Genomic DNA, 25,851 nt, shown 5'->3' with positions numbered 1-25,851 from the left:
TATCGAGGGGGGTCGGACATGTTTCCGAGGGTGAAGCCGGCGCTGGCGCGGGCATGGCGGGATCTGCAGACGGTGCAGTTCGGGGTGACGCCGGCGCATGCCGTGGTGCTCGGGCCCGTGGACACGGCGACGGGCGCGCTCGTCGACCGGATGGACGGGACCCGGGGGATGGAGCTGCTGCGGGCCGAGGCCACGCGGATGGGACTGCCGGACGGCCTGGCCGACGCGCTCGTCCGACGGCTGGCGGGTGCCGGCCTGCTCGACGACGCGACGGCGGGCGGCCCGCGGGCGCAGGCCCTGCGCCGGCATCCGGAGGCCCTGGAGCGGCTGGGCCCGGACCTGGGATCGCTCTCGCTGGTCCACCGGGAGCCCGGTGGGGACCTGCGGGGGGTCGCGGCGCGCCGGGCGATACGGGTCCGGGTGCGCGGGAGCGGCCGGGTGGGCACCGTGATCGCGACGGTGCTGGCGGGGGCGGGCGTGGGGCGGGTCGAGGTGCTCGACGGGGGCCGGGTGGAGCCGGCCGATGTGGCGCCGGGCGGACTGGGCCCGGGAAGCGTGGGCCGGATGCGGGCCGAGGCGGCGGCGGGAGCGGTCCGCTCCGCGGCTCCCGGGGCCGGCCCGCGGGCCGGGGAGGAGGAGGGGGCGGAGCCCGGTCTGTCCCTGGTGGTCGTCGCTCCGCGGGACGGACTGCACGCCTGGGCCCCGGATCCGGATACCGCGGCCGACTGGGTCGCCGCGGGCGTTCCGCACCTGTACGCCGGGGTGTTGGAGGGGACGGGCCTGGTGGGGCCGCTGGTGCTGCCGGGCACGACGGCGTGCGCCGGGTGCATGGAGCGCGACCGTGTGGACCGGGACCCGGCCTGGCCGAGGATGCTCGTGCAGTGGCGCTCGTCCCACCGCCGCCGCGGGAGCGCCGCCTGCGACCTGGGTCTGTCCACGGCGGTGGCCGGGCTGGCCGCGGCCCACGCACTCGCCTTCCTCGACGGGCAGTTGCCGGCCTCGACGGGCTCGCGCTGGGAGGCGGCCCTGCCCACCCTGCGCTGGGAGGCGGCTCCGGTCCGCCCCCACCCCGACTGCCCCTGCGGGGCGGCCTCGGAGCCCGCGGAACCACTCCGGGCGGCGGGCCGGCCCCGGGGAGCGGATCGGGCGGCAACCCGCCGGGAGGGCCGTGACAGGATGCTTCGGGACCGAGGGTTTCAGCCGGACCGCCACTTGCGGCGCAGCTGTCCGGGAATTGGAGGGGCTCATGTCTGATCTTCCCCGGAAGGCGGTCACCCGTACCGTCAAGCTGGCCGCGCTGCCGCTCGGCATCGCGGGCCGGGTCACCTGGGGGCTGGGCAAGCGGATCGGGGGCAAGTCCGCGGAGATCGTGGCGCGCGAGCTGCAGCAGCGCACCGCCGAGCAGTTGTTCCGCACCCTCGGGGAACTGAAGGGCGGCGCCATGAAGTTCGGGCAGGCCCTGTCGGTCTTCGAGTCGGCTCTGCCCGAGGAGGTCGCGGGGCCCTACCGGGCGGCACTGACCAAGCTTCAGGAGGCGGCCCCGCCGCTGCCCGCGGCGACGGTCCACCAGGTGCTGGCGGAGCGTCTGGGGGCGGACTGGCGGGACCTGTTCGAGGAGTTCGAGGACAAGCCTGCCGCGGCGGCCTCGATCGGGCAGGTGCACCGGGCGGTGTGGCACGACGGCCGGCAGGTGGCGGTCAAGGTCCAGTACCCGGGGGCCGGTGAGGCACTGCTGTCGGACCTGAAGCAACTGGGCAGGTTCGCCGGGATGTTGGGCCCGCTGGTTCCCGGTATGGAGCTCAAGCCGCTGATCAAGGAGTTGCGCGACCGGGTGTCGGAGGAGCTCGACTACGAGCTGGAGGCCGAGGCCCAGCGGACCCATGCGGATGCCTTCGTCGACGACCCGGACGTGATCGTCCCGGACGTGGTGCACCAGGGCGACCAGGTGCTGGTGACCGAGTGGCTGGACGGGACACCACTGTCGGAAGTGATCGCCGACGGCACCGAGGAGGAACGCGACCGTGCCGGGCAGCTGCTGGCCCGGTTCCTCTTCTCCGGTCCCGCGCGGACGGGCCTGCTGCACGCGGATCCGCACCCGGGCAACTTCCGGCTGATACCGGGCGCGGACGGCCGGACGCGGCTGGGCGTTCTGGACTTCGGCACGGTCGACCGGCTGCCCGGGGGCTGGCCCAAGCCCATCGGCCGGTCCCTGCGGATGACGCTGGACGGCGACGCCGAGGGGGTCTACGGACACTTGTGCGCCGAGGGGTTCGTGCGGGAGTCCGTCGAACTGGACCCGGACGCCGTGCTGGACTACCTGAAGCCGATCATCGAGCCGGCCGAGGCCGAGGAGTTCACCTTCACCCGGCCGTGGCTGCGCGGTCAGGCGGCACGGATCGCCGATCCCCGCTCCCCCGCGCACCAGTTGGGCCGGCAGATCAACCTGCCGCCCTCGTACCTGCTGATCCATCGGGTGACGCTGAGCACCATCGGGGTGCTGTGCCAGCTGGGCGCGACGGTGCGGCTGCGCGACGAACTGGACACCTGGCTGCCCGGGTTCGCGTCGGCCGAGTGACGGCTCGGGCCGTCACCACCAGGACGAGTCGAGCCTGCCTTCGATCGCCCGGAGGTTCGCGCGGGCGCATGCGACGCAGAAGTACTCTCTGATCCCGTTCTCCACCGAACAGGTCCAGGTGGGCGGGGCTCCGCCGGGGGACTGTGTGCCGCAGCGCGCGCAGACGACGGGCTGGGCCTCGGATCCCGACGGGTCGGGCTGGGGAGTCGGCTGGTCCACCTCCAGACGGTACCTCCACCGGCGTGGGCGGGCCCGCGCAACGCACCGGGGGACCGGTCCGTTCGGACCGGTCCCCCGGGAGGCTGCTTCCAGCTCTTAGTGCATGACGGCCATGGCCAGCGCGCGCCGGGCGCGCATCGAGACGCGCTCGGCTCGCCGCTGCATGCGGCGGGCGGCGACCAGGCGGAGGGCGTGACGCTCGGCGTCGGCCTCTCGCATGCGGTCGTCCATATGGGCGCGAGCCAGGGCTTCTGGGATGAGTTGCATTTCGCGGGTCCTGTTCTGACGCGAGGTGATCGCGCCGGTGGTGATGAAGTCTGCGTGGGCGGCGCCGTGGGGCTGCTCGCTCGTGGTGTGGGCGGTCATGCGGGCCTGCTTCAGGGGGTCGTGCGTCAGGGGGCGGTCGATGGTTCCGATGGCGGTCATGCCGAGACAACCGGGTTCTTGCGCGGACGGCCACGGGGGCGCTTGCGGGCTACGACGACGCCCTGGACGAAGAGCTCGCCACCCCAGACACCCCAAGGCTCGCGGCGCTCGACCGCTCCGGCGAGGCAGGCCTCGACCAGCGGGCAGGTCCGGCAGAGGGACTTGGCGTACTCGACGTCGGCCGGGGACTCGGCGAAGAAGACCTCGGGGTCGAAGGTACGGCAGGGAACCGGGACGCCGAGGTTCTCGATGGCGTCGTCGAGCGCGGTCAGCGCGGTGAGCGGGGTCAAGGTGTGGTCCTCCGGGACTGCGGGCGGGGAGATCGTTTGGGTCTGCGGTACGGACGGGGCGTGCGCTTCGAGTTGCACGGTGGTTTCTTCCTCGTCTTGTTCGGCTAGTCGTTCCGGCCGGTCGGCCGGGTTCGGCTGGTACCTGGTTCTGCCAGTCCCGAGGCCCCTTCTCTGTCAGGCCCCCGGTCGGGGACAAACAGAAGGGCCGCGGATCCCGGGTGGGGTTCCGCGGCCCTGAAGGCGCCGGCCTGATCATGCGATCAGGCTGGATCACTCCAGGGTTCGAGCCCACGGAAGGCCCACATCAGGTGGTGCTGCTGCTTCGTCTGCTTCTTCAGGGATCCGGCACCGGCCGCGGCGGCACATCCATAGGCGCCATGCGCCCGTGCTTCTGCCGCCAGTACTGCCACCGGTGCCTTGGTCGGTCGCTCATTGCGCTCGCTGACCGCAAGGGTCGCGAGAAGGGTGGCGGGGCGGCCGGCGGAAATCGCGGACGCACCGGTACCCGGAGCGGAGACGGAACCGAGCAGGCAGGAGGCATCGACCGAGCGATCGGTCATTTCGGTGAAGGTCATGAAGCTGGTCACTGGTCTCGCCTCCTCTCGGCGTCTCGGGGACCCGGCCCGAGGGCCTGTCCCATGCGTATTCGGATAAGTACAGCACGGAGCCGGGGCTTCGGAGAAGCCACCGTTTCCGTTGCTAAGAACCTATGGGTCTTCGCTGGGCATGCGCAAACTATTTTTCCGACGATTTTCTACGCGTCGTCAGAATCCTCGCCCCCAGGCTCCTGACCTGCACAGATGGCCAGGACATCGGCCCCGTACCGATCAAGCTTACGACGGCCCACCCCCGAGATCATCGAGAGCTCCCCGGCCTCGGACGGCGAGGCCTCCGCGATCGCCGTCAAGGTCTTGTCCGTGAAGACGCAGTAGGCGGGCAGGCCCTGCTGATCCGCCTGTGCGGCACGCCACTCCCGCAGCCGCTCGTAGAGACCCTCGTCCATGTCGGAGGGACAGTCCTCGCAGCGCATCAGCTTCAGCTCACCGGCCTCGGTCAGCGTCCTGCCGCAGACCCGGCACAGCGCCGGACCGCGGCGGGTCCGCGGCCTCGCCACCCGTTCACCCCCGGGTCCTGGCCGGCTTCGCGGGGCGGCGGAGCCCGGCCGCAGGCCGTTCAGGAAGCGGCTGGGGTGTCGGGAGGCCCTGCCACCGGGAGAGCGGGAGAGCGCCCAGGAGAGGGTCAGGTGCAGCCGGGCCCGGGTGACGCCGACATAGAGCAGCCGCCGCTCCTCCTCGACCTGGTCGTCGGTCTTGGCGTAGGTGATCGGCAGCATGCCGTCGGTGAGGCCGACGAGGAAGACGGCGTCCCACTCCAGGCCCTTCGCCGCGTGCAGCGAGGCCAGGGTGACGCCCTGGACGGTCGGGGCGTGCTGGGCGGCCCTGCGCTCGTCCAGCTCGATCACGAGGTCCGCCAGGGTGGCCCCGGGCCGGCCGCGGGCGAAGTCCTCGGCGAGCCGGACGAGCGCGGCCACCGATTCCCACTGGTCGCGCACGGCGCCGGAGCCGGCGGGCGGCTCGGTGGTCCAGCCGGTGGAGCTGAGCACCGCCCGGACCTGCGAGCCCAGGCCGACGAGATCGTCGAGCAGCGGGTCGTTCCCGCCGGAACGGGCCGCTCCGCGCAGCGCGAGGATCGCCTTCTGGACCTCCTGGCGCTCGAAGAACCGCTCGGCCCCGCGGAGCTGATACGGAACCCCGGCGTCGGCGAGGGCCTGCTCGTAGACCTCGGACTGGGCGTTGATGCGGAAGAGCACGGCGATCTCACCGGCGGGGACGCCCGCGGCGATCAGGTCGCGGATCCGGCGGGCGACGCCCTCGGCCTCGGCGGGCTCGTCCGCGTACTCGGCGTAGACCGGGTCGGGGCCGCCCTCGCGCTGGGAGACCAGTTCGAGGCGGTGCTCGGCGGCGCGCCCCCCGGCCTGGTTCAGGAGCCCGTTGGCGAGGTGCACCACCTGGGGCGTGGAGCGGTAGTCGCGGACCAGCTTCACCACACTGGCCTGCGGGTAGCGCGTGCGGAAGTCCAGCAGGTGGTCGGGGGTGGCGCCGGTGAAGGAGTAGATGGTCTGGCTGGCGTCCCCGACGACGCAGAGGCTGTCGCGCTCACCGAGCCACAGGTCGAGCAGCCGCTGCTGGAGCGGGCTGACGTCCTGGTACTCGTCGACGACGAAGTGCTGGTACTGGGCGCGGATCTGCTCGGCGATGTCGTGCCGGTCCTGGAGGATGCCGACGGTCAGGAGCAGCACGTCCTCGAAGTCGATCATTGCGCGGTCGCGCTTGAGCTGCTCGTACGTCCCGTAGATCTGGGCGATCTCGGCCATGTTCCGCGAGGCCTCGCGGCCCGCCTTGAGGGCCGCCGCCGGATAGTCGGCGGGCACCGTCTGGGTGACCTTGGCCCACTCGATCTCACCGGTGACGTCGCGCAGCTCTCCGCGGTCGAGACGGATCCGGCAGCGGGCCCCGGCCTCCGCGACGAACTGGATCTTGCGTTCCAGCAGCCGGGGCAGCTCCCCGCCGACGGCCCTCGGCCAGAAGTAGTGGAGCTGGCGCAGGGCGGCGGAGTGGAAGGTCCGTGCCTGGACCCCCTCCGCACCGAGCGCGCGCAGCCGCCCGCGCATCTCGCCGGCGGCCCGGTTGGTGAAGGTGACGGCGAGCACACTGGCCGGCATGAGCTGCCCGGACCGGACGCCGTAGGCGATGCGGTGGGTGATCGCCCGGGTCTTGCCCGTCCCGGCGCCGGCCAGCACGCACACCGGTCCGCGCAGGGTCGTCGCGACCTCGCGCTGCTCCGGGTCGAGGCCCAGGAGCACCGCGTCGGCCGAGTCTGCGGCGGCGGAGAAGGACGAGGAGTGCGTTGCTGCTGTCACTCCAACATGCTGCCAGGTCGCGTGCGCCGGACGGGAAGTCCGTCCACAGGCGGTGCGGATTCGTCATATCGGTCACACCGGCGGTGCGGATGCGCACGTACGGGAATGGCCGTGCGGTCGCGTACGTTCGGGTACTCGGACCACCGAGCCTTCACGAAGGAGAGCGCAGCATGCAGGACACGGGCACCGTCACGATGTACAGCACGACCTGGTGCGGCTACTGCCGTCGGCTGAAGACCCAGCTGGACCGGGAAGGCATCGCGTACAACGAGATCAACATCGAGCTCGACCCCGAGTCCGCGGCGTTCGTCGAGAAGGCCAACGGCGGGAACCAGACGGTGCCCACCGTCCTCGTGAAGTCCGCCGCCGGCAACGAGTCTGTCATGACGAACCCGAGCCTGGCCCAGGTCAAGCAGGCCCTCGCCGTCTGAGCGGGCTCCCCCGTCCGCGGAAGGCCCCCGTCCCAAGGCCGGCGCTCTTGGGCGGGGGGCTTCCGCGTGCGCGGAGTGGCGAACGTTACGCCACGGCCTTCGGCAGCGGCTCGCCGTACCAGAGCTCGACCAGCCGGGCCGCGATGGAGATGCCCGACGGGGGCAGCACCTCGCCCGACTCGAACGCCGCGCGCAGCTCGTCGCGGGAGAACCAGCGGGCCTCCTGGATCTCCTCGCCGTCCACGGTGATCTCGGAGCTGGTGGCGCGGGCGTTGAAGCCCAGCATCAGGCTGTACGGGAACGGCCAGGGCTGGCTGGCCACGTACTCGACCCGGCCGACCCTGACGCCGGCCTCCTCCCACACCTCGCGGACGACGGACTGCTCTATCGACTCGCCCGGCTCCACGAACCCGGCGAGGGTCGAGAAGCGGCCCTCCGGCCAGTGCACCTGGCGGCCCAGCAGCGCGCGGTCGTACTCGTCGGTGACCAGCATGATCACGGCCGGGTCGGTGCGCGGGTAGTGCTCGGCGCCACAGCCCGGGCAGCGCCGGATGTGGCCGGCGGCCGCGACCACCGTGCGCTCTCCGCAGCGGGAGCAGAAGCGGTGCATCCGCTGCCAGTTCTCCAGCGCCACGGCGTTGACCATCAGAGCGGCGTCGCGGTCGTTCAGCAGCAGTCCGGCCTCGCGCAGACCGGCCGGGCGGGCCGACTGGTCCATGCGGCCGGGCAGGGCGTCCTTCTGCAGCGCGAAGTACCGTACGCCGTCCTCGTCGGTACCCAGGAAGTAGCGGTGGGTCTCGGTGACCGGGGCCTCGAAGGCCGGGGTCATGACGATGCCGGTGCCGCCGTCGGGGGTGTCGTCGATCAGGACCTGGCCGCCGGAGACGACGAAGACACGGGTCGTCGGGTGGCTCCAGGCGGCGGCGAGCCAGGCCTCGTCGAGGCGGTGGTGCGCGGCACGGTCGATGCCGCTGGGCGCGGTGAGCGAGAGAGGTCGCTCGGTATGGGTGCTCACTGGTACTTCCATCTCCCCCGGTGGTGGGACAGGCAGGCTCGGTACGACAGGTGTGTGCGCCGGGTCAGGCGGGTGTGCGGGGCGTGCGGTGGTCGCGGAGGCCGTCGGCCAGGTCGCCCCAGAGGTAGGCGGCCGTTTCGACGCCCTTGAGGAGCAGGTCCAGCTCGACCTTCTCGTTCGGCGCGTGCCAGCCGTCGGACGGTACGGAGATGCCGAGGAACAGGACGGGCGCGTCCAGGACGTCCTGGAGGTCGGCCGCGGGTCCGGAGCCGCCCTCGCGGGTGAAGCGGATCTTCTGGCCGAAGGCGCGGCCCATGGACCGTACGACGGACTGCAGGGCCGGGTGGTCCAGCGGGGTCAGGCACGGGCGGGTCGGTGCGCCGAAGGTGATGGCGTGGCGGATCCCGTCCGGGATCCGGGCCGCGACCCAGTCCCTGACCGCGGCCTCGACCTCGTAGGGGTCCTGCCCGGACACCAGCCGGAACGACAGCTTCACATGGGCGGAGGACGGGACGATGGTCTTCCCGCCGGGGCCCTGGTAGCCGCCGCCGATGCCGTTGACCTCCGCCGTCGGGCGGGCCCAGACACGCTCCAGGGTGGAGTACCCGGCCTCGCCGGCGGCCGCGTGGGACTTGGCCGTGCGCAGCCACTCGGACTCGTCGAAGGGCAGCTCGGCGATGAGCGCGCGCTCCGCGTCGGTGAGCTCGGCGATGCCGTCGTAGAACCCGGGGACGGTGACCCGGCCGTCGGCGTCGTGCAGGGCGGCGACCAGGCGGGCGGCGGCGGTGGCCGGGTTGGGCACGGCCCCGCCGAACGCACCGGAGTGGATGTCCTGGTCGGGACCGTGCAGGTCGATCTCGCAGTCGGCGACGCCGCGCATGCCGGTGCAGACGGTGGGGGTGGTCTCGGACCACATGCCGGTGTCGGAGACGATCACGACGTCGGCGGCGAGTTCGGCGGCGCGGGTCTCGACGAGCTCGCGGAAGTGGGCGGAGCCGGACTCCTCCTCGCCCTCCACGATCAGCTTGAGGTGCACGGCGGGGGCGGCGGCGCCGGTGGCCGCCAGGTGCGCCCGGACGCCGAGGGTGTGGAAGAACACCTGGCCCTTGTCGTCGGCGGCGCCGCGCGCGTACATGCGGCCGCCCTGGACCACCGGCTCGAACGGGTCGGTGTGCCAGCCGTCGGCGACGGCGGCGGGCTGCACGTCGTGGTGGCCGTACACGAGGACGGTCGGGGCGTGCGGGTCCTCGCTCGGCCAGTGCGCGTAGACGGCGGGAGCGCCGTCGGTCTCCCAGACCTCGGCGACCGGGAACCCGGTCTCCTTGAGCTTCGCCGCGAGCCATTCGGCGCTGCGGCGTACGTCGTCCGCGTGCTCGGGCTGGGCCGAGACGGAGGGGATGCGCAGCCACTCGGCGAGGTCGTCGAGGAACGCGGCGCGGTGGGTGTCGATGTACGTGCGGACGACGCTGTCCGGCTGGGGGTCGCTCATGCCCCGAGCCTAGCCGTCCACCTGGTGGTCACCGTCGGGGCCCGATCCGCCTTGGAGGATCCGCTCAAGACGGGCTCTGCCGGGGAGGTTGCGGGGGCGGATCACCCGGCCGCTGCGGACGTGCAGGAAGGCGGCGGTGACCCGGTCGAGCGGGGTGTTCGTGGCCTCCGCCCAGGCCAGACGGTAGACGGCGAGCTGGAGGGGATCGGCCTCGGTGGTCCGGCCGGTCTTCCAGTCGACGATCTCGTAGCTGTCGACGCCGTTCTCGTCGGTGGTCCGGTAGACGGCGTCGATCCGGCCGCGGACGACGCGGCCGGCGAGGGTGAGCTGGACCGGGGCCTCCATGCGGTGGGGCGGACGGTCCGCGTACGGGCTGCGCTCGAAGGCGGCCTTGAGGTCGTCGAGGTCGGCCTCGTCGGCGATGTCCTGGCCGGTGCCGAAGCCGGTCCCGAAGCCGGTGTCGGCGCCGGGGAGGTCGGCGACGGGGTCGAGGACGTCGAGGAAGGGCAGCGGGAGCTCGTCGAAGCGGGACTCGACCCAGGCGTGGAAGCGGGTGCCCTGGCGGGCCGCGGGCTGCGGGGGCCTGGGCATGGGGCGGGCGAGGTCGCGTGCGAAGCCCTGCTCGTCGGCGGCGAGCCGGAGCAGCTGGCTGGCGGAGAGGGCGGGGGGCAGCTCCACGTCGCGGACGGCCGCGCGGGCACGGCGGAGCTCGCCCTCCAGGGCGTCGAGGTCCCGGTCCCAGGAGGCGATCGCCCTGGCCTCCTCGGGCGTGAGCGGTGCGCCTCCGGCGAGGTCGGCCACCGGGGACGGCCGCTCCGCCGCCGGGGCCCCGCCCAGTGCGGAAGGCGCCCCCTGCGGGACGGCCGCGCGCGCACCGGACTGCGCCTCGGGATCGGCCGCCCAGGCCTCCCCGGCCCACAGGTCCCGCGGTGCGGAGTACGGCTCGCCCCACGAGTCGGCTCCGGGGGCGGCGGGCCCGCCCACACCGGAGCGCGGCCGGACCGCCGGGTCCGCCTCGCGGGCGCCGGACTCCGCCGCCCAGGCCTCGTCGGCGAACAGGTCCTGCCGCGCGGGGTGCGGCTCATCCCGCGGGTCGGCCGCGAGGTACGGCGTCCGCATGCCGGAGTGCGGCCGGGCCGCCTGGTCGGCGGCCCAGGCTTCGTCGGCCCAGGCTTCGTCGGCCCATGTGTCCTGCGGGTCGGCTCCGGGGGCGGCGGGCCGTGCGCCGCGCGGCCGGGGTACGGCGCGGGGGCTCGGATCCGCGGACCGGTCGGCGTCGTCCCCGCAGGCGCCGGGGCCTTCGGGCCGGTGGCCGGTGGGCAGGGTGGGGCCGGGCCCGGCCGCGTCGGCCAGCGGCCGGGGATCGGCGGGCCGGTGGGCGTCCGGCTCCGGGGGCCAGGGCTCGGTGTCGTAGGCCGGGTCTTCGCAGTCCGGCGGCCAGAGGTAGGCGTCGTCCTCCTCCGGCGGCGGGGCGGCCAGGTAGGACTCGACCAGGGCGGCCGCCGCGCGGCGCAGGGTGAGGGCGTGCGGGTCGAGCGGCAGCGGCCAGGAGTGGTCGGTCGCGGACTCGCCCGCGAGGGCCGGGTTCTCCGCGGTCGGCCCGGGCTCGTCCGCCCAGGCCTCGATCTCGCCGAAGCCGGCCGCGCAGTGCTCGTAGAGGGCCTGCAGGAACTGCGACGGGCCGCGGCGCTTCTTCTGGGTCGGGCCCCACCAGTGGCCCGAGGCCAGCAGCAGGGACCGCGGGCGGGTGAAGGTCACATAGCCCAGGCGGAGCTCCTCCACCGACTTGTGGTGCTTGAGGGCGGCCTTGAAGGACTTCAGGCCGGCCGAGGTCCAGGCCGGGTCCGGCGGCAGGGTGGGGGCGTCGCCACGCAGCGCGTACGGGAGGACCTTCGCGTACGAGGTCCAGGCCTCCGGCGGCTTCTCCTTCGGGAAGGACCCCGCGCACAGGTCCGGAACCACCACCACGTCCCACTCCAGGCCCTTGGACTTGTGGGCGGTGAGGACCTTCACGGTGTTCTCGCCGCCCGGCAGGGCGTGGTCGAGGCCCTTCTCGTACTGGGCGGCCGTGCGCAGGAACGCCAGGAAGGCCAGCAGCGTGGCCTCCCCGTCGAGCGCGGCGAAACCGGCCGCGACGTCCATGAAGTTCGACAGGGTCTCGCGTCGGCGGGCCGCCAGAGCGTGCGGGGAGGCGGACAGTTCGACCTCGAGGCCGGTGGTGGACAGCACCCGGTGGAGGACGTCCATCAGCGGGTCGGCGAGGGACCGGCGCAGGTCGCGGAGCTCCTGCGCGAGGTGCGCGAAGCGGACCCGGGCCTCGGCGGAGAAGGGGAGGTCGTCCGGGGTCTGTCCGACGCCGTCGAGGAAGGTCTCCAGGGCGTCGGCCAGGGACACGATCTCCGCCGGGTCCACGCCCTCCACGGCCGCCGCCAGCCGCTCGTCGGGATCGGTACCGGCGGGCGAGCGGCCCACCAGGAGCCGCGCGCGGCGGCCCAGCAGGGCCAGGTCGCGCGCGCCGATCCGCCAGCGCGGGCCGATGAGGAGCCGTACGAGGGAGGCGTTGGCGCCCGGGTCCTGAAGCACCTCGCAGACGGCCACGAGGTCGGCGACCTCGGGCAGGTGCAGCAGCCCGGACAGGCCTACGACCTCCACCGGGACGTCCCGGTCCACGAGCACGGCCTGGATCTGCGCGAAGTCCCCGGCGGACCGGCACAGCACGGCGATCTCACGCGGCTCCGTGCCCGTGCGCACCAGGTGGGCGACGGAATCGGCGAGCCAGTCGAGCTCCTGGGCGTGGGTCTCCAGGAGGGCGACGCGGACCTGGCCCGCGCCCTCCGCCCCGGGTGCCGGACGCAGCGCCTCCACGCCCTCGTGCATGTCCCGCAGCGGGGCGGCGAGCCCGTTGGCCAGGTCGAGCAGGCGACCGCCGCTGCGCCGGTTCTCGCTGAGGGAGAGCCGGGTGGCGGGGGTGCCGTCGGCGTGCGGGAAGTGCTCGGGGAAGTCGTCGAGGTTGGCCACGGAGGCCCCGCGCCAGCCGTAGATCGCCTGGCAGGGGTCGCCGACGGCGGTCACGGCGTGGCCGGTGCCCGCGCCGAACAGGCCGGACAGCAGCAGGCGCTGCGCGACCGAGGTGTCCTGGTACTCGTCGAGCAGGACCACCCGGAACTCCTCGCGCAGCAGCGCTCCCACCTCGGGCCGGGTGGTGGCGAGCTGCGCGGAGAGGGCTATCTGGTCGCTGAAGTCGAAGAGGTCGCGGGAGCGCTTGGCGGCCCGGTAGCGGACGACGAGCTCCAGCAGTTCGAGGCGGCCGCGCACCGCCTCGGGGACCTTGCGCAGGTCCTCGTTGGTGAGCCTGGTGCCGGCGAGGGTGTCCAGGAGCCCGGTGTCGTGGGCGCGCAGGGCGTCCGGGCCGACCAGGTGCTCGGAGAGCTCGGCGTCGAGCGCGAGGAGGTCTCCGACCAGGTCGGGAACGGACTTGGTGAGCGAGGGGTACGGGCCGGGGGCGTCGCGCAGCACCTTCGCGGCGAGCTGGAAACGGGTGGCGTCGGCGAGGAGCCGGGAGCTCGGCTCCAGGCCGATGCGCAGGCCGTGGTCCTTCAGGAGCTGGCCGGCGAAGGCATGGTACGTGGAGATGCGCGGCTCGCCACCGGCTGCCGCGGCGTCGGCCGGGGAGGGGTCCGGGTCGGTGATGCCGGCCCGGGCCAGGGCGCCCCGTACGCGCTCGGACAGTTCTCCGGCGGCCTTGTTGGTGAAGGTGAGGCCGAGGACCTGCTCGGGCGCGACGGCGCCGGTGCCGACGAGCCAGACCACGCGGGCGGCCATGACGGTGGTCTTGCCGGATCCGGCTCCGGCGACGACGACCTGCGGGGCGGCCGGGGCGGTGACACAGGCCATCTGTTCGGGCGTGAAGGGGATCCCGAGGAGCTCTTTGAGCTGCTCGGGATCGGTCAGTACGGACGCACGCGCGGGCACCTGAAAAGGCTAGCCGCCCCCACCGACAGCCCCGACCGCCGAGCGCACACGGCTGCCGGGCACACACGGCTGCCGGGCTCGGGCGGCCGGGCTGCCGGGCTCGGGCGGCCGGGCTCACTCGACCGTCTGGCGGCCCTCCGGGCGGGCGCTGCACGAGCTGCGGAAGGAGCAGTGGTCGCAGTGGCGGCCCGCGGCGGGCGCGAACCGCTCGTCCAGGACCCGGCCCGCGGCGGTCGCGAGCAGGTCGCCGACCCACTCCCCGTCGAGCGGCTCCTGGGCCTGCACCTTGGGCACCGCGTCGCCGCCCTCGCGGACCGCGGCGCCCTGGCGGAGCTGGACCAGCTCGGCGCCGCCGGGGGTGGGGCGCAGTCCGTCGAAGACCTCGTCGACGGCGCCCTCGCGGACGGCGAGCTGGTACACGGCGAGCTGGGGGTGGCGGGCGACCTCGTCCTTGGTGGGCGCGGACTTCCCCGTCTTGAAGTCGACGACGTACGCGCGCCCCTGCGGATCGGCCTCGACCCGGTCCATGGAGCCGCGGACCCGGACGGCGACGTCGCCGGCTTCGAGCGTGACGTCGAACTCGTGCTCGGTGGCGACGGCCGCCCGGCCCCCGCGGTCGGTGGTGTGCCAGCGCAGGAAGCGTTCGAGGGCGGCGCGGGCGTTGTCCTTCTCCTGGGCCGACTTCCAGGGCGCGTCGAAGGCGAGGGCGTCCCAGACCGAGTCGAGGCGTTCCATGAGGACGGCCAGGTCGGCGGGGGTGCGGCCGGAGGCGACCTCGTCGGCGAGGACGTGGACGACGTTGCCGAAGCCCTGGGCGGCGGTGGAGGGGGCGTCGGCCTTGACCTCGCGGCCGAGGAACCACTGCAGGGAGCAGGTGTTGGCGAGCTGGTCCAGGGCGCTCCCGGAGAGGGCGACGGGCCGGTCGCGGTCGCGCAGCGGGATGCTGCTGCGGGTGGGCTCGTACAGGCCCCACCAGCGCTGCGGGTGCGCGGCGGGGACCAGCGGGCGGTCCTCGTCGTCGGTGAGCGCGGCGAGGCGGGCGAGGCGGCGGGCTGCCGCGTCGCGCAGGGCGGGCGAGGCGTCCGGGTCGACGGTGGTGGCGCGCAGCTCGGCGACGAGCGCCGGGACGGCGAGCGGGCGGCGGGGCCGGCCGGTGACGTCCTTCGGGGTGACGCCGAGCTCGGTGAGGAGGCGGGAGGGCTGGTCGCCGTCCTCGGCGGGTGCCTTGACGGCGGTGACGACGAGGCGGTCGCGGGCGCGGGTGGCGGCGACGTAGAAGAGACGGCGTTCCTCGGCGAGGAGGGCGCCGGGGGTGAGGGGTTCGGCGAGGCCGTCGCGGCCGATGCGGTCGGCCTCCAGGAGGGAGCCGCGGCGGCGGAGGTCGGGCCACAGGCCCTCCTGGACGCCGGCGACGACGACGAGGGACCACTCCAGGCCCTTGGACCGGTGGGCGGTCATCAGCCGGACGGCGTCGGGGCGGGTGGTGCGGGCCGTCAACGTGTCGGCGGCGATGTCCTCCGCCTCCAGTTGTTCGAGGAAGTTGAGCGCGCCGCTGCCGCCGGTGCGGTCCTCAGCGCGGGCGGCGGTGTCGAAGAGGGCGCAGACGGCGTCGAGGTCGCGGTCGGCGTTGCGGCCGGCCGGGCCGCCGCGGCGGGCCTGGCGTTCCAGGCGGTCGGGCCAGGGGGTGCCGTCCCAGAGGGTCCACAGGGCCTCTTCGGCGGTGCCGCCGCCCTGGAGGAGCTCGCGGGCCTTGCGCAGGAGCAGGCCGAGGCGCTGCGCGCCGCGGGCGTACGCCGGGTCGTGGGCGGTCAGGCGCTCGGGCTCGGCGAGGGCGCGGGCGAGCAGGACGTCGGAGGGTGCGGGCACCTTGACGCCCGCGGCGCGCTCCTCGTCGCGCAGGGCGCGGCCGAGCCGCCGCAGGTCGGCGGTGTCCATGCCGCCGAGGGGGGAGGTGAGCAGGGTGAGCGCCGCCTCGACGCCTCCGGCGGGGTCGGCCGGGTCGGCCGGGTCGGCGGGACCGGCGCCGGATCCCGCACCCGCGTCGACCCCGTCGGGAACCCCACCGACACCGTCCGGCCCGCCATGCGGCCCCGAGTCGTGCTCGCCCGCGGCGGCCTCGCCCACGGGAGCGTCCGCAGGGCGCGGCTGTGCGGCGGCCTCGCCCACGGGAGCGTCCGCAGGGTGCGGCTGTGCGGCGGGCTCAGCCGGGGCATCCGCATCGTGCGGCCGTGCGGCGGCCTCGGCCGCGGCATCCGCATCGTGCGGCCGTGCGGCGGGCTCGCCCACGGGAGCGTCCGCAGGGCGCGGCCGTGCGGCGGCCTCAGCCGCGGCATCCGCGTCGTTCGGCTCGCCGCCGGACTCGCCTGCGGCGGCAGCCGTGAGCGCGCCGGCCGCCGGGGGCGGGGCCGCAGGACCGGCCTGGTCGAAACCGCCCGGGGTCAGGGGAGGGGTGGCCACCAGGCGGAGGGCCGTGAGGAGGGGGGCCACCGCCGGTTCGTGGCGGAGGGGGGTGTCCGTGCCGTCCGTCTCGACCGGGACTCCCGCCGCGATCAGGGCGCGGCGCATCGCCGGCAGGGTGCGGCCGCCCGCGCGGACCAGGACGGCCATGTCCTGCCAGGGCACGCCGTCCTCCAGGTGGGCCCGGCGCAGGATGTCGGCGATGTTGTCCAGCTCGGCGCCGGCCGTCGGGTACGTGAAGACCTCCACCCGGCCGCCCTCCCGCGTGGCCCGCAGGGCCCGGTGCGCGCGGACCGCGTCCGCGGGGAGGCGGGGCAGCGGCATACGCGTGGTGAGCAGGCGGGTCGCCTCCAGGAGGGCGGCGCGCGAGCGGCGGCCCACCGTCAGGGCCCTGACCCGGGCACCCGGGAAGGCGGAGGCGAAGTCCAGCACGTTGTTGATGTCGGCGCCACGGAAGGCGTAGATCGACTGGTCCGGGTCGCCGAAGGCGACCAGGGTGCCGCCACGCCCCGTCAGGGCCCGCAGCAGCCGCAGCTGCGAGGCGTCCGTGTCCTGGTACTCGTCCACGAAGATCGCGTCGTAGGCCGAGGCCAGCGACGGTGTGCGCTCCGCGAGGAGGACCGCGCGGTGCAGGAGTTCCGCGTAGTCCAGCGTGCCCTGGATGTCCAGGACGTCCAGGTATTCGGAGAGGAAGGCCGCCGCCGCCTTCCAGTCGGGGCGGCCGATGCGCTCCGCGAAGTCGGCGAGGGCCGTCGGGCCCAGGCCCAGCTCGCGGGCGCGGGCGAGGACCGCCCGGACCTCGTCGGCGAACCCGCGCGTGGTCAGCGCGGCCCGCAGGTCGTCCGGCCAGCGGATCGAGCGGATCCGGCGCTGGCCCTCCAGCAGGGTGCGGACCATCACGTCCTGCTCGGGGCCGGACAGCAGCCGCAGCGGGTCGGCGAAGAGGTCGGTGTCCTGGTGGGCCCGGACCAGGCCGTAGCAGAAGGAGTGGAAGGTGGTGGCCTGCGGGGCGCGGGCACCGCCGAGCCGCAGGGCGGCCCGGTCGCGCAGTTCGACCGCCGCCTTGCGGCTGAAGGTGAGGATCAGGATCCGGGAGGGGTCCGTACCCGCTTCGACCCGGGCGGCGACCGCCTCGACCAGCGTGGTCGTCTTCCCGGTGCCCGGTCCGGCCAGCACCAGCAGTGGTCCGGCGGCGTGGTCAACCACCGCAAGCTGCGCTGCGTCCAGCACAGGGGGATCCACCCGTTCCGGCCCGGTGCGCACGAGGCGGTACGCGTCGGAGGTCCGCGTACGCCGCCGTTCGGTGCGGCCGGAGGAAGAGGTGATCACGTGAGGTGCCGGTCCTGGTGGGTCTGCGTGGTGGGGCGGTGCTGCCGTGACGGTTCGCGCGGAAGCCGAAGAGGCAACGCTACGGCAACCGGCGCGGGCCGCGCAGTCCCCCCGGGTACCCCGGACGGGCGTTCGCGCCGTCGTCCGACCGCCCGCCGCGGCCCCGCATGGCCGAAGCTGTCAGGTGTGAGCCTCGTCGCGTCCGCCGTCCGGCCCGCCGGGTCCGCCGCCCGGCCCGCCGGGTCCGCCGTCCGGCCCGCAGGACCCGTCCCAGCGCGCCCGGCGCATGTCCAGGCGCGGCTCGCCACCGGCGGTCAGGCGCAGCGGCGTCGCCTCCGTCCGGTAGTGCTCCAGGGCCCGTGCCTCGTGCCCGGGCAGCGGCATGCCGTCCGCCCGCACCACGCGCCACCAGGGCACGGCTCCGCCGTACAGGGCCATGACGCGCCCGACCTGGCGCGGCCCGCCCTCGCCGAGCCATTCGGCGACGTCCCCGTATGTCATCACCCGGCCGGGCGGAATACTCTCGACGGCCTCCAGTACGCGCTCCGCGTACGCGGGCAGCTCTTCACTCATTCGGCACATGGTGCAGTACGCCGGCCCCCCGTCGGTGGAAGTTGTGGTTCCGGACCGGCGCGCACCCTGATGCCCCGAGGGCCCCTCGGTCCGTGCCACCATCTTCCGGGCGGTGACTGGTGATACGTGATCAAGAAGAGACGGATGTGACGACGAAGGAGCAGGGTGTGAGCCCTCCGGACGGCGCGGCGGGGGACGATGGCGCGCGCCCTGACGACGGCCCCGCCTCCCGCCCGGAGCACCGCCCCCAGGACCGCCCTCAGGACCGCCCGGAGGACCGCCCGCAGGACCTCGCACCGGGCCGCGCCCCGGGACTCCGGACCGGCCGCACCCGCGGCGCGGACGCCGGGGACACCGCGGACGCCGGGGACACCGCGGACGCCGGGGACACCGGGGACACCGGGGCCACGCCGGACACCGAGGCCGCGCACGGGCACGCCCCGACCGCCGCCGACCGGGTCGAGGTCGACGAACCGCTGCTCGCCGCCCGCGTGCACCGGCCCTCCGACCTCGTACGCCTCCTCGTCGGCATCCTCGGCATCGCCGTCCTGCTCGGCATCGCCGCCTTCGCGCACGGCACCACCGTCGGCCTGGAGGAGGACATCAGCAAGGGCACCGGCCAGGCGCCGGACCTGCTGATCAAGGTGGCGGCGCTGGTCTCCAGCATCGCGGTGCTGCTGCTCCCCGTGGCCTTCGCCATCGAACGGCTGATCAAACGCGACGGGCTGCGCATCGCCGACGGCGTGCTCGCCGCCGTCCTCGCGCACGGCGTCACCCTCGCCACCGACCTGTGGGTCTCCCAGGCCGCCCCCGACACCATCCAGGACGCCCTCACCCGGCCCGCGGGCGGCGGGACCCTCACCGATCCCGTGCACGGCTACCTCGCGCCCGTGATCGCCTACATGACCGCGGTGGGCATGACCCGCAGACCCCACTGGCGCGTGGCGCTGTGGGTGGTCCTGCTGCTCAACGCGTTCACCATGCTGGTCAACGGCTACACCACCCCCTTCTCGATCATCCTCACCGTGCTGATCGGCTGGAGCGTGGCCTACGGCACCCTGTACGCCGTCGGCTCCCCGAACGTGCGCCCCACCGGGCAGAACCTCCTCGCCGGGCTGCGGCGCGTCGGCTTCCAGCCGGTCAGCGCGATGCGGGCCGAGATGCCCGACGGCCCCGAGGCGTCCGAGACCGGCGACCGCGGCCGCCGCTACCACGTCACCCTGGAGGACGGTCCTCCGCTCGACGTGACCGTCGTCGACCGGGAACAGCAGGCCCAGGGCTTCTTCTACCGGGTCTGGCGCCGGCTCACCCTGCGCGGCATCACCACCCGCCGCAGCCTGCAGTCGCTGCGGCAGGCCCTGGAGCAGGAGGCGCTCCTCGCCTACGCGGCCATCGCGGCCGGGGCGAACGCGCCGAAGCTGATCGCGACGTCCGAGCTGGGCCCGGACGCGGTCATGCTCGTCTACGAGCACCTGGGCGGCCGGACCCTGGACTCCCTGTCCGACGAGGAGATCACCGACGACCTCACCCGCAACGCGTGGCAGCAGGTGCACGCGCTGCAGTCGCGGCGGATCGCGCACCGCAGGCTCACCGGGGACGCGTTGGTGGTGGATCGTTCCGGCAACGTCATCCTGACGGACCTGCGCGGCGGCGAGATCGCGGCCGGTGACCTGGTGCTCCGGATGGACGTCGCGCAGTTGCTGACCACCCTGGGCCTGCGGGTCGGGGCGGAGCGCGCGGTGGCCTCGGCGGTGTCGGTCCTCGGCCCGGACATCGTGGCGGACTGCCTGCCGCTGCTCCAGCCGATCGCGCTGAGCCGTTCCACCCGGGCGACGCTGCGCAAGCGGGCCCGGGAGCGGGCGGAGCGCGAGCGGGAGGCCGTGCTGGAGTCCTCGCGTGCGGCGAAGGCCGCGCGGGAGGAGGGATCCGCGGCGGCCCCGGCGCCGACCTCGGCCGCCGCCGAGCGCAAGGCCGAGAAGAGGGCCCTCGACGACGCGATGGACGAGGCCCGCGAGGAGGACCTGCTGAGCCAGATCCGCCGGCAGGTGCTGCTGATCCGCCCGCAGGCGCCGGTGGAGCCGGCCCGGCTGGAGCGGATCCGGCCGCGCACCCTGGTGTCCTTCATCGCGGGCGCGTTCGGCGCGTACTTCCTGCTCACGCAGCTGGCGCACGTGGATTTCGGGACCATCATCGGCGACGCGCAGTGGGGCTGGGTCGGGGCGGCCCTCGCCTTCTCGGCGCTCAGCTACTTCGCGGCGGCGATGAGCCTGCTGGGCTTCGTGCCGGAGCGGGTGTCCTTCCTGAGGACAGTGGTCGCGCAGGTGGCCGGTTCGTTCGTGAAGCTGGTGGCCCCGGCGGCGGTCGGCGGCGTCGCGCTGAACACGCGCTTCCTCCAGCGGGCCGGCGTCCGGCCGGGACTGGCGGTCGCGAGCGTGGGCGCCTCGCAGTTGTTCGGCCTGGCCAGCCACATCCTGCTGCTGCTGTCCTTCGGCTACCTGACCGGGACCGAGAAGACCCCGGAGATGACCCCGTCCCGGGCGGTCATCGCGGGTCTGCTGACGGTGGCGGTCCTCGTTCTGGTGGTGACAGCGGTCCCGTTCATGCGGAAGTTCGTGGTCACGCGGGTGCGGGCACTGTTCGCGGGCGTGGTGCCGCGCATGCTGGACGTGCTCCAGCGGCCCAAGAAGCTGATGACCGGCATCGGCGGGATGCTGCTGCTGACCGGCTGCTTCGTGATGTGCCTGGACGCGTCGATCAGGGCGTTCGGGGGCGGCGAGGCCATCAGTTACGCGAGCATCGCGGTGGTGTTCCTCGCGGGCAACGCGCTGGGGTCGGCGGCGCCGACGCCGGGCGGCATCGGCGCGGTGGAGACCACTCTGACGCTGGGGCTGATCGCGGCGGGACTGGAGAAGGAGGTCGCGATCTCGGCGGTGCTGCTGTTCCGGCTGATGACGTTCTGGCTGCCGGTGCTGCCGGGGTGGATCTCCTTCAACTTCCTGACCCGCAAGGAGGCGATCTAGTGCTGTGGCCGGAAGGGTTTGCCGTCTCGCGGCGTCGGGTGCGGTGCATCGCTAGGCGGAGGGCCGCGGCTCGTACTGGACGTACTTCCGTGGTCCGACAACGCGGCGAGGTGCCGTACCGGGCGTCGTAAGGCGGTGACCCTTTCCGGCCACAGCACTAGCCTCCGGCCCGGTCTGCGGTCGGAACACCAGCAGCAGGGCCGTGAGGAGGGCCGGGACGGGCGTCGGCATGGCGGCCTGCGCGGCGACGGGCCGCGGCCCGGGAGGTCCTGGCACAGGGCGCATGGAGGGCAAACGCCGACGGCCTGCGGGCTACCCGAACGGGTCAGCGCGCGGGCGGGGTCCGACGGGGACGCGCAGGATGGTGACATGCCCAAATACCTCCTGCGGGTCGCAGTCGCCGTCGCTCTCCTGGCCGGGGCGGCCAGTACCAGTGGCTGTTCCGACAGCGGGGAGGAGAAGACGCCCAAGGCCGGCGGTACCGAAGGGGCACCACCTCTGAAGTGGGGGGACTGCGAGGCTCCGACGGCTGCCCAGGGCGGCGGGCAGGCACCGCCCAAGGGCTGGCAGTGCGCCACGCTCCATGTGCCGCTCGACTACGCGGACCCCGAAGGAGAAACGATTCCTCTCGCCCTGATCAGGGCGAAGGCCAGGAACCAGGACGACCGCCTCGGCTCGCTCGTGTTCAACTTCGGCGGCCCCGGCGGGTCCGGGATCGCCACCCTGCCCGGCGCGGCCAAGGAGTACGAGGCCCTGCGCGCGCGCTACGACCTGGTGAGCTTCGACCCGCGCGGGGTGGGGCGCAGCACCCCCGTCCTGTGCCTGGACAACAGGCAGCTCGACGCGTACTACGCCTCGGACTCCTCCCCCGACACCCCGGAGGCGGTGAAGGGGTTCCTCGACAACACCCGCAGGTACCAGCAGGCCTGCGAGGCGAGGTCCGGGAAGGTGCTCCCGTACGTCGGCACCGAGAACGCCGCCCGCGACCTCGACCGGATCCGCCAGGCCCTCGGTGACGACAAGCTCAACTACTTCGGGATCTCCTACGGGACCGAGCTCGGCGGCGTCTACGCCCACCTCTTCCCGGACAAGGTCGGCCGGGCCGTCTTCGACGCCGTCGTCGACCCGACCGCGACCTCCGAGGAGGGGGCGCTCGGCCAGGCCAAGGGCTTCCAGCTGGCCCTCGGCAACTTCGCACAGGACTGTGTGGACCGCGGCGACGAGTGCCGCCTCCAGGGCAGCACCGCCAAGGAGATCGAGGACAACATCATCAAGCTGCAGAAGCAGCTGGCCGCCAAACCCGTCCCGGGGATCGGCGACCGGATGCTCACCGAGTCCTCGGCGACCAACGGCATCGCCCAGGCCCTCTACTCGCAGGAGCTGTGGCCGCTGCTGGAGCAGGGGCTGGACGAGGCGGAGGGCGGCCAGGGGCAGCTGCTGATGGCGCTGTCCGACGCCCTCAACGGCCGCGACCAGAACGGCAACTACAGCAACATCGGCGCCGCCAACACGGCGATCAACTGCGTCGACTCCAAGGACCGCTACACCCTGGAGCAGACCAGGGCGAAGCTGCCGGAATTCCGCGCCGCCTCACCGGTGTTCGGGGACTTCCTCGGCTGGGCCATGATGGGCTGCACCGGCTGGCCGGTGCCCGGCACCTCGTCGACCCCCGACGTCTCCGCCCCGGGGGCCGACCCGATCCTGGTGATCGGCAACACCGGCGACCCGGCCACCCCCTACGAGGGCGCCCGCAAGATGGTCGAACGGCTCGGCCCCGGCGTCGGCGTGGAGCTCACGTACAAGGGCGAGGGGCACGGGGCCTACAACAGCGGCGACCCGTGCGTGCAGGGAGCGGTGAACTCCTACCTGCTGGACGGGAAGGTCCCCGCGGCGAACACCGTCTGCACCCCGCCGCCGGACGCCCCCGAGTCCCCCGCGCAGCCGTCGGCCCCGGTGGAACCCCTCGGCACCTGACCACCACCCACCACCGCTGCTGGACCAGGACCGGGACCAGGACCGGGACCGGGACCGGGCACACGAAGGGGCCGTACCCGCGGGGATGCGCGCGGGTACGGCCCCTTCGCAGGACCGATCAGAGGATGATCAGTAGACCGGCTTCTCGGGCTCGACCTGGTGGACCCAGCCGATGACGCCACCGCCGACGTGGACCGCGTCCGCGAAGCCCGCGGACTTCAGGACCGCGAGGACTTCCGCACTGCGGACACCCGTCTTGCAGTGCAAGACGATGCGCTTGTCCTGCGGCATGTCCTGCAGGGCGGTGCCCATCAGGAACTCGCCCTTGGGAATCAGCTTCGCACCCGGGATCGAGACGATCTCGTACTCGTTGACCTCGCGGACGTCGATGATCTCGATCGGCTCGTCGGTGTCGATCCACTCCTTGAGCTGCTTCGGAGTGATCGTGGAGCCGGCGGCCGCCTCCTGGGCCTCCTCCGACACGACGCCGCAGAAGGCCTCGTAGTCGATGAGCTCCTTGACGGTCGCGTTCGGACCGCAGACCGCGCAGTCCGGGTCCTTGCGGACCTTGACCTGGCGGTACTGCATCTCCAGGGCGTCGTAGATCATCAGGCGGCCGACCAGCGGCTCGCCGACGCCCGTGAGGACCTTGATGGCCTCGGTGACCTGGATGGAGCCGATGGACGCGCAGAGCACGCCCAGGACGCCGCCCTCGGCGCAGCTCGGGACCATGCCCGGCGGCGGGGGCTCCGGGTAGAGGCAGCGGTAGCACGGACCGTGCTCGGACCAGAAGACCGAGGCCTGGCCGTCGAAGCGGTAGATCGAACCCCACACGTACGGCTTGTTCAGCAGCACGCAGGCGTCGTTGACGAGGTAGCGCGTGGCGAAGTTGTCCGTGCCGTCGACGATGAGGTCGTACTGGCTGAAGATCTCCATCACGTTCTCGGCCTCAAGCCGCTCTTCGTGAAGGACCACGTTCACGTACGGGTTGATGCCCAGCACGCTGTCGCGGGCGGACTCGGCCTTGGAGCGGCCGATGTCCGACTGGCTGTGGATGATCTGGCGCTGCAGGTTCGACTCGTCGACCTCGTCGAACTCCACGATGCCCAGCGTGCCGACGCCGGCCGCGGCCAGGTACATGAGGGCGGGCGAGCCGAGGCCGCCCGCGCCCACGGCCAGCACCTTCGCGTTCTTCAGGCGCTTCTGACCGTCCATCCCCACATCCGGGATGATCAGGTGGCGGGAGTACCGACGGACCTCGTCAACGGTGAGCTCAGCAGCCGGCTCGACCAGGGGTGGCAGCGACACGGGGACTCCGTAGATGGTGACAACTTAACGGTGGTTCTCTCCGTAACACTGCCACGCCCGTCTTCATTCCAAGACACCTGTTCCGATACGTGAGACGATTTCGTCCCAGTACCCGGGCATGGACGCCCACGGGTCGCGGTCCCCGACGGCGCGGCGGTCGGTGAACCAGATGGTGCCGGCGCCCTGCCAGCGGGCGATCCGCATCGCCTCCTCCAGATGGGTGCGCGGCACCCCGTGCACCAGATGGCAGAACCGCTCGGGCGGATGCTCCGCGGTCCACTCCGCCACCTGCGACCAGCGGTAGTCGGCCCAGGCCCCGGAGAAGGTGACCAGCTGGTCGGCGACCTCCGCGTAGCCCTCGTAGGGGTGCGTGCCGTGTCCCAGCACGATCCACAGGTCCTCGCCCAGGCCGCGCAGGCTGTCGACCACCCGGCGCACCGAGGCCAGGTCCGCCCTGTCGGCCGGGGTACCGGCGAGGTAGAAGCCGCCGACGCCGTACCAGTCCCGGAAGCGGTGTGCGTCGGAGACCAGCTCCCCGAAGGACCTCGATCCGTCCCGCACCGCGAGATGGCCGAGCACCGTGCCGCCCGCGCCGTGCAGCTTGGCGGCCGCTTCGCCGCAATGCGGATCGGGCCGCCCGCCCGGGCCGTCCGCGACGTTCAGCACGGCCCAGTGCAGCGGGGTGCCGGGGCGGGTCAGCTCGGCCCACTCCACGGGAGCGAGCAGCGGGTGCGCGTAGCCGGGGATGCCCAGCCCGAGGCGGCCGGCCCCGGTGGCGGCCGCGGCGAGGGCCCCGGGAGGCGTGGTCAGATGCGGCACGCCGCCTCCATCCAGATGTCCGCGAGGGACTCCTCCAGGCCGATCCGGGGACGCCAGCCGAGCCGGTCGCGGGCGGTGCGCACGTCCGCCTGCTGCCAGGCACCGCAGCCGTCGGGGTACGGGTACGGCTGGGGGGCGGTGGCGGCCAGTTGCTCGACGGTGGCCTCGGAGCGGGGCGACCCGATGGAGGCGAGCCCGGACGGGCGGCCCGGGTGTCCGTGCCCCTGCTGGGGTCCGCCGTGCGGCACGTCCAGCTCGTGCAGGGCTCCGCCGTACCCGGCGACCCGGGCCAGGACGGCGGCCGCGTCGCGCAGCCGGACCGCACGGCCGGTGCCGATGTTCACCACGCCCTGGGCGGCGGACAGGGATGCGGCGTGCACGGCCCGCGCCACGTCCCGTACGTCGACGAAGTCGCGCTGGACGCCGAGCCCGCTGAGCTTCAGCTCGCCGTCGCCCGCCTGCATGGCGCGGCGCATGGCCTCGGCGAGCCGGCCGAGCGGCGATCCGGCGGGGGTGCCGGGGCCGACGGGCGAGAAGATCCGCAGTACGACGGCGTCCAGCCCGGAGCCCAGCACCAGTTCGGTGGCCGCCAGTTTGCTGACGCCGTACGGTCCGCCGGGTCTCGGCACGGCGTCCTCGGCCGTGGAGGATCCGGGCTGGCTGGGTCCGTACTCCGCGGCGCAGCCGAGCTGCACGAGCCGGGCCCCGCAGCCGCTGCGGCGCAGCGACTCGCAGATCGTCGCGACGGCGACGGTGTTGTGCCGGGTGAGTTCGCGGGCCCCGCCCCGGGTGGCTCCGGCGCAGTTGATGACGACGCCCGGGTGGACGGCGTCGAGGAAGCGCGTGAGGGCTCCGGGACTGCCGGTGGCGAGGTCGAAGCGGACGTCGGCGTCGTCGCCGCGGCCGAGCGCGGTGAGCTGCACGGCGGGGTCGGCGAGCAGCCGGTCGGCGACGTAGCGGCCGAGGTATCCGTTGGCTCCGATCAGCAGCACCCTCATCGCGTGACCCCTTGGTCGGTTGGCTGGCCGGTCATG

18 protein-coding genes are annotated in these 25,851 nt (G+C 73.8%); 5 read left to right on the top strand and 13 right to left on the bottom strand.

Features of this window, described 5'->3' with window-relative positions; translation table 11 throughout:
• The first annotated feature begins 18 nt into the window (after positions 1-18).
• Together ACIPXC_RS16025 and ACIPXC_RS16020 are read left to right on the top strand one after the other, a co-directional pair.
• A complete protein-coding gene (locus ACIPXC_RS16025; RefSeq protein WP_401617792.1) occupies positions 19-1,254 on the top strand; it encodes a TOMM precursor leader peptide-binding protein in 1,236 nt (411 codons plus the stop codon).
• Positions 1,247-2,575 carry an ABC1 kinase family protein gene (locus ACIPXC_RS16020; protein WP_401617789.1) on the top strand — a complete coding sequence of 443 codons (1,329 nt, stop codon included), beginning with the start codon at positions 1,247-1,249 and terminating at the stop codon, positions 2,573-2,575. The genes ACIPXC_RS16025 and ACIPXC_RS16020 overlap by 8 nt, the downstream gene beginning before the upstream one ends.
• 12 nt (positions 2,576-2,587) lie before the next feature.
• Here ACIPXC_RS16020 and ACIPXC_RS16015 read toward each other — a convergent pair whose 3' ends face one another.
• From ACIPXC_RS16015 to ACIPXC_RS15995, 5 genes are all read right to left on the bottom strand, one after another.
• Positions 2,588-2,794 carry a hypothetical protein gene (locus ACIPXC_RS16015; protein WP_401617786.1) on the bottom strand — a complete coding sequence of 69 codons (207 nt, stop codon included), beginning with the start codon at positions 2,792-2,794 and terminating at the stop codon, positions 2,588-2,590.
• A 96-nt stretch (positions 2,795-2,890) separates the two neighbouring features.
• A complete protein-coding gene (locus tag ACIPXC_RS16010) occupies positions 2,891-3,220 on the bottom strand; it encodes a hypothetical protein (protein WP_401617783.1) in 330 nt (109 codons plus the stop codon).
• A complete protein-coding gene (locus ACIPXC_RS16005) occupies positions 3,217-3,588 on the bottom strand; it encodes a WhiB family transcriptional regulator (RefSeq protein WP_030029453.1) in 372 nt (123 codons plus the stop codon). Before ACIPXC_RS16005 ends, ACIPXC_RS16010 begins: the two co-directional genes overlap by 4 nt.
• A 182-nt stretch (positions 3,589-3,770) precedes the next feature.
• Positions 3,771-4,085 carry a hypothetical protein gene (locus tag ACIPXC_RS16000; protein WP_401617944.1) on the bottom strand — a complete coding sequence of 105 codons (315 nt, stop codon included), beginning with the start codon at positions 4,083-4,085 and terminating at the stop codon, positions 3,771-3,773.
• A gap of 179 nt (positions 4,086-4,264) precedes the next feature.
• Positions 4,265-6,430: an ATP-dependent DNA helicase UvrD2 gene (locus ACIPXC_RS15995; protein ID WP_401617780.1), complete on the bottom strand. Its 2,166-nt coding sequence runs from the start codon at positions 6,428-6,430 to the stop codon at positions 4,265-4,267.
• 170 nt (positions 6,431-6,600) lie between these two features.
• Here ACIPXC_RS15995 and ACIPXC_RS15990 point away from each other — a divergent pair, with 170 nt between their 5' ends.
• Complete coding sequence (locus ACIPXC_RS15990; RefSeq protein WP_030772737.1) at positions 6,601-6,861, top strand: mycoredoxin; 261 nt, start codon at positions 6,601-6,603, stop codon at positions 6,859-6,861.
• An 85-nt stretch (positions 6,862-6,946) separates the two neighbouring features.
• Here the strand turns inward: ACIPXC_RS15990 and nudC are convergent, their stop codons facing one another.
• From nudC to ACIPXC_RS15965, 5 genes are all read right to left on the bottom strand, one after another.
• On the bottom strand, positions 6,947-7,888 hold the full coding sequence (gene nudC / locus ACIPXC_RS15985) for an NAD(+) diphosphatase (protein WP_401617777.1): 942 nt from the start codon (positions 7,886-7,888) through the stop codon (positions 6,947-6,949).
• Between the two features lie 52 nt (positions 7,889-7,940).
• Positions 7,941-9,365 (bottom strand): dipeptidase, encoded by a 1,425-nt coding sequence (locus tag ACIPXC_RS15980; RefSeq protein ID WP_401617774.1) that lies wholly within the window; start codon positions 9,363-9,365, stop codon positions 7,941-7,943.
• Between the two features lie 9 nt (positions 9,366-9,374).
• Positions 9,375-13,259: a UvrD-helicase domain-containing protein gene (locus tag ACIPXC_RS15975; RefSeq protein ID WP_401617941.1), complete on the bottom strand. Its 3,885-nt coding sequence runs from the start codon at positions 13,257-13,259 to the stop codon at positions 9,375-9,377.
• Between the two features lie 192 nt (positions 13,260-13,451).
• Positions 13,452-17,123 carry an ATP-dependent helicase gene (locus ACIPXC_RS15970; protein ID WP_401617771.1) on the bottom strand — a complete coding sequence of 1,224 codons (3,672 nt, stop codon included), beginning with the start codon at positions 17,121-17,123 and terminating at the stop codon, positions 13,452-13,454.
• Between the two features lie 180 nt (positions 17,124-17,303).
• On the bottom strand, positions 17,304-17,798 hold the full coding sequence (locus ACIPXC_RS15965) for an MGMT family protein (RefSeq protein WP_401617768.1): 495 nt from the start codon (positions 17,796-17,798) through the stop codon (positions 17,304-17,306).
• Between the two features lie 65 nt (positions 17,799-17,863).
• On the opposite strand from ACIPXC_RS15965, the gene ACIPXC_RS15960 reads away from it, so the two are divergent.
• Positions 17,864-20,716, top strand: coding sequence for a lysylphosphatidylglycerol synthase domain-containing protein (locus ACIPXC_RS15960; RefSeq protein ID WP_401617765.1), 2,853 nt, complete (start codon positions 17,864-17,866; stop codon positions 20,714-20,716).
• A 369-nt stretch (positions 20,717-21,085) separates the two neighbouring features.
• The gene (locus ACIPXC_RS15955; protein ID WP_401617762.1) at positions 21,086-22,690 is read left to right on the top strand and encodes an alpha/beta hydrolase; all 1,605 of its coding nucleotides are present in this window, start codon (positions 21,086-21,088) and stop codon (positions 22,688-22,690) included.
• 129 nt (positions 22,691-22,819) lie between these two features.
• On the opposite strand, the gene moeZ is transcribed toward ACIPXC_RS15955, so the two are convergent.
• From moeZ to ACIPXC_RS15940, 3 genes are all read right to left on the bottom strand, one after another.
• Positions 22,820-23,998 carry an adenylyltransferase/sulfurtransferase MoeZ gene (gene moeZ / locus ACIPXC_RS15950; protein ID WP_401617760.1) on the bottom strand — a complete coding sequence of 393 codons (1,179 nt, stop codon included), beginning with the start codon at positions 23,996-23,998 and terminating at the stop codon, positions 22,820-22,822.
• 63 nt (positions 23,999-24,061) lie between these two features.
• Entirely contained in the window at positions 24,062-24,817 is a 756-nt protein-coding gene (locus ACIPXC_RS15945) for a spherulation-specific family 4 protein (protein ID WP_401617757.1), read from the bottom strand.
• A complete protein-coding gene (locus ACIPXC_RS15940) occupies positions 24,805-25,815 on the bottom strand; it encodes an NAD-dependent epimerase/dehydratase (protein WP_392577941.1) in 1,011 nt (336 codons plus the stop codon). Before ACIPXC_RS15940 ends, ACIPXC_RS15945 begins: the two co-directional genes overlap by 13 nt.
• Positions 25,816-25,851: the final 36 nt, after the last annotated feature.

Origin of the sequence: Streptomyces sp. NPDC090021 (genome assembly GCF_044748225.1) — a bacterium.
Taxonomy (GTDB): Bacteria; Actinomycetota; Actinomycetes; order Streptomycetales; family Streptomycetaceae; genus Streptomyces.
The sequence above is the reverse complement of the archived record's forward strand: the minus strand, read 5'-3'. Positions and strand labels throughout refer to the sequence as shown.